3 protein-coding genes are annotated in these 4,152 nt (G+C 71.8%); all 3 read right to left on the bottom strand.

All coding sequences use genetic code 11. The features are described from left to right. Position 1 precedes the first annotated feature (1 nt). Positions 2-1,888, bottom strand: coding sequence for a glycosyl hydrolase (locus AB6N23_RS17545; protein WP_412867255.1), 1,887 nt, complete (start codon positions 1,886-1,888; stop codon positions 2-4). Further along, positions 1,881-3,437 (bottom strand): glycosyltransferase, encoded by a 1,557-nt coding sequence (locus tag AB6N23_RS17540; RefSeq protein ID WP_412867254.1) that lies wholly within the window; start codon positions 3,435-3,437, stop codon positions 1,881-1,883. Before AB6N23_RS17540 ends, AB6N23_RS17545 begins: the two co-directional genes overlap by 8 nt. 515 nt (positions 3,438-3,952) lie before the next feature. After that, a partial coding sequence (locus AB6N23_RS17535; RefSeq protein ID WP_412867253.1) for a UDP binding domain-containing protein occupies positions 3,953-4,152 on the bottom strand: 200 nt, incomplete at its 5' end.

Raw genomic sequence — 4,152 nt, 5'->3', positions numbered from 1 at the left:
TCTATGTTTTTAAGCGACCGGGGGCGGGGTCCGGCGCGGGGGCCGGGGCGGCCTCCGGCGCGGCGGTCGGGGACGGCACCGCCACCGGTGTCGACGGCGACGTGATCGTCGGCGACGGCACGGGCGTCGGCGGCCCCTGCACCGGCGTGGGCGCCGGGCCGGTCCCACCGGCCGCCGGCTCCGGGACGGCGGCCGCTGCGGCCTCCGCCCCGGCTGCGGCGAGCGGCGTCTCGAGCGGCGGGTACCCGAACCGGGCGGCCGGGTCGTGGATGCCCTTGATGAACGCGTCGAGCGAGTCCCGGCGGGAGTTGATGCGCCAGTCGTTCGTGACGCGCTGACCGCCGCTGATCGTCGTCACCGTGTGGTGGAACCACGCGATGCCGATGATGTCCTGGTTCTCCGGCCGGGCGAGCCCGGCGAACAGGTCGGACACCCACAGCGGTTTCTGGTTGCCGATCTCGGACGCCCCGATCTCCGCGAGGAGGATCGGCTTCTTCGTGAACTCCCGCAGCTGGTTGAGCGAGCGGTCGTACGTGTACGAGAAGGTGGGCGTCTGGTCGGCGCGGTACGGCGGGCGGAAGTAGCCCGACAGGCCGACCCAGTCGACGTACTCGTCGCCCGGGTAGAGCGACTTCATGTACCAGGAGGAGTACTTGCCGTAGTCCGGCAGCGCGTTGACGATGTTCGGCGCCCACACCCACAGCACGAACTCGTTGGCACCCTCCTCCTCGAAGATGTCGTGCACGTGGCGCCACATCTTGACGAAGTCGCCCTTGCGGTTGCCGTTGAGCGGGCCGCCGCCCCACTCGCGCTCGCCCCACGGGTACCAGGACCCGTTCATCTCGTGGTTGAGGCGGATCGCCAGCGGCATGCCGTGCGCGGCGACGTCGCGGGCGTACTTGCGCAGGTAGTCGTCGTACTTGCCGTTGATGATGACGGGCAGCGAGTAGTTCGGGTCGACCGCCTGGTCGTTCGCCGCCAGCATCGGGCGGGACTCCCACGTGAGCAGCGGGAGCATGCCCTTCTCCCAGGAGCGCGTGACCGCGTCGGGACGGAAGTCGCCGTCCCAGCCCTGGAAGTACCCCGACATGTCGGGGGTGGCGCCGACCTTGCGCGTGATGTCGTCGAACTCCGCCCAGTTGAACGGCGACTGGTTGGTGTAGAGGCCGAAGTACCGGTCCTGCGGCGTGCGGAGCTGGTCGAGCGTCGGCGTCACGGGACGCGGCTTCGGCGGCGCCGGCGGGCGCGGTGCCGGGTTGTTGACCTGGTGGCTCAGGTCGTCCCCGCGCGCCTTCTCGGCGGCGGCCCGGGCGGCGGCCTCGGCCGCGGCGGCGCGGGCGGCGTCGGCCGCCCCCTTCACGCGGGCGAGCTCGCGCTCGAGCGACGCCTTCTGGGCGGCGCGGCGGTCCGCGGCGAGCCGCTCCTGGGCGGCGCGCTGCTTGCCCTTCGTGCCGGCGGCGGCCTTCTCGGCGGCCGCCTTCTGCTTGCCCCGCTCGGCGGCGGCGGCCTTCTCCGCCGCCGCCTTCTGCTCGCCCCGCTCCTCCGCGGCCCGGGCGGCCGCCTTCTCGGCGGCACCCTTCTCGCGGCCCCGCTCGGCGGCGCCGGCCCGCTCGGTGCGCGCCTTCTCCTGCGACCGCTCGAGGGCGGCCAGCTCGTCCTCGCGGTCGGCGAGGACGGCGCGCAGGTCGGCGTTCTCCAGCTCGAGCTGCTTCTCCAGCTCGCTCTTCTCCGCGGTCGGGGCGCCCGCCGACGGCGACAGCCACACGATGCCGCTCACCGCGCCGAGCGCGAGGGCGACGACGAGGGCGCCGAGCCGGGAGGCGACGCCGAGGCGTCCGGTCAGGGTCCACCAGTGCTTCGTGGTGGGCGTGCTCGTGGGCTCAGACATAGAACACCGCCATGAGGGCGAACATCACGAGTCCGATCGCGTAGGGGACGAGGGCGAGGGGGTTCGGCCGCCGGCGTGGCACCGGCAGCGCACCGCGGACCTGGGCCCGTTGACGTGCGCGCGTGCGCAGCGCGAGCCGCGCCGTGCCGGTGCTCGTGCCGTCGGGCCGTGCGCCGGTGACGGCGCCCGCGACGACGGGCATGCCGCCCGGGGGCGTCCGGTCGACCAGGTCGACGGGCGCGTCGTCCTCCGGGACGCTCTCGAGCTCGGCCATGAGGTCCGGCGTGCCGGCCTCCGACTGCCCCGCCGAGTAGGCACCGGCGCGGGTGCCCCAGCCGGCGACGTGCGCCATCCGGAAGAACCCGAGGAGCCGGATCGGCATGAGGAACAGCGTCGAGACGATGATGAACAGCGGCAGGCGGAAGAAGTCCGAGGGCTTCTCCTGCAGGTGCCGGATCTGCCGGATCGCCATCGACAGCACGGACGAGACGACCATGAGCGCGATGACCCACGCCCAGCCCTGCAGCTGCGTCGTGCTCTCGAGGATCGCCTGGTACAGGTTGACGCCCGTGCCGGAGGCGCCGCGGTAGATCCAGCCCGCGATCGTCCCGAAGAGCAGGAACGGCAGCAGGATGTCGGTGATGAAGAAGACCGCCAGCACCGGGGCGTGCCCGACCATCCAGGGCAGCATGCGCAGGGTGTTGTACTGGCTGCCGCGTGCCCAGCGGAGCTGCTGCTTCGCGAGCTTGCGCACCTTCGTCGGGGCGTCCGTGTAGACGAGGCTCGTGTACTGGTACACGGTCCGGTACCCGGCCTTGAGCGTGAGGTTCGTCAGGGTCCGGTCGTCGGACACCTCGAGGAACACGCCGAGGAACTTCTCGTGCATGAACGCGTCCATGACCTGCATGAGGATCCGCCGGCGGAACGCGATGGTGCGGCCCGGCAGGCAGCCGACCTGCCCCAGGACGGACTGCGCCGGCATCGAGTAGAGCGCTCTCGTGTTCTCGAGCCAGTCGGCCCAGCGCGTGATCCAGGAGCGCGTCGGCTCCAGGATCCGCTGGCGCGTGGTGACGCCGCCGACGGACGCGTCCGCGAACGGCTTCACGAGCTCGGACAGGGTGTTGTCGGTCCACACGGTGTCCGAGTCGACGAGGACGGTGATCTCGCCGCGGGACATCTGGGTGCCGATCCGGACGGCGTTGCGCTTGCCCGGGACCGGCGTGTGGACGCGCCGGACCAGCGGCCCGAACTCGTCGCAGACCTGCTCGAGGCCGGGGTTCGGGGCGCCGTTGATCACGACGATGACCTCGTCGGGACGCTGGTCGACGATGCGACGCAGCACGTCGCGGAACAGGTCGAGGGGTTCGTCGACGACCGGGACGACGACGGACGTGCTGACCTCGTAGGGCGCCGTCGCGGGGCGGTACCGCCGCGACAGGACGACCTTGAGGATCCACAGCGCCCAGACGAGCGTCGAGAAGACGGCGAAGAGGTAGATCTCGTTCTGACCCTCGAGCATGTGCCGTAGCTGGAGGATGAAGATGAACATGGGTCTCCTGGCGTGGCCGGTAGCGGATGAGCTGGACGGCGTCATCGGCGCGCAGCAGGAGCGGGGGCCGGAGGCTCGACCCGATGCCTGCAGTCGACGGCCTCGAGGCCGTAGTGACCGGCGGGCCACGGCGTGGCACGGGAGCTACCCGGGCTGTCGTTCGTCGTGTGCCGAGCACCGCTGGATGCGGTGCCACCGATCGGTGGACCACACCTTGCACGCCCGGACGGGTGACGCGAAAGCCATTCAGGAAAATTCGGTGTGAACGGTCATACTGGACATCTGACCTGGCCAAACGGGATGAATCGGGTCATCCTGCAGGTCAGCGTGGATTGCGACGGATGTCCAGGATGTCCATGACGTCGCGGGTGAAGTGACGGACGTCTCACGGGGCGGTCACGCCGCCCCCGGGGCGCGCGCGGCACACGCTCGCCCCGGGGACGACGAAGCGCGCGGCCCGGCCCCCGGGGGAAGGGCCGGACCGCGCGCGTCGCGGTCGTGCGGGTGGTGCTGGCTCAGGCGGCGGTGCGCCCGAGACCGGTGAACTGCCAGCCGGCCTCGCGCCAGGCCTTCGCGGAGAGCTTGCCGCGGGCGTCGATGACCTTGGCCTGGTGCGCCAGCGGCGCCAGGCGGGCGGCGTCGGCGGTGAGGAACTCGTCCCACTCGGTCAGGACGAGCACGACGTCGGCGCCCTCGACGGCCTCCTCGACCGAGG

Origin of the sequence: Cellulomonas pasadenensis (assembly GCF_047229365.1) — a bacterium.
Classification (GTDB): domain Bacteria; phylum Actinomycetota; class Actinomycetes; order Actinomycetales; family Cellulomonadaceae; genus Cellulomonas.
The sequence above is the reverse complement of the archived record's forward strand: the minus strand, read 5'-3'. Positions and strand labels throughout refer to the sequence as shown.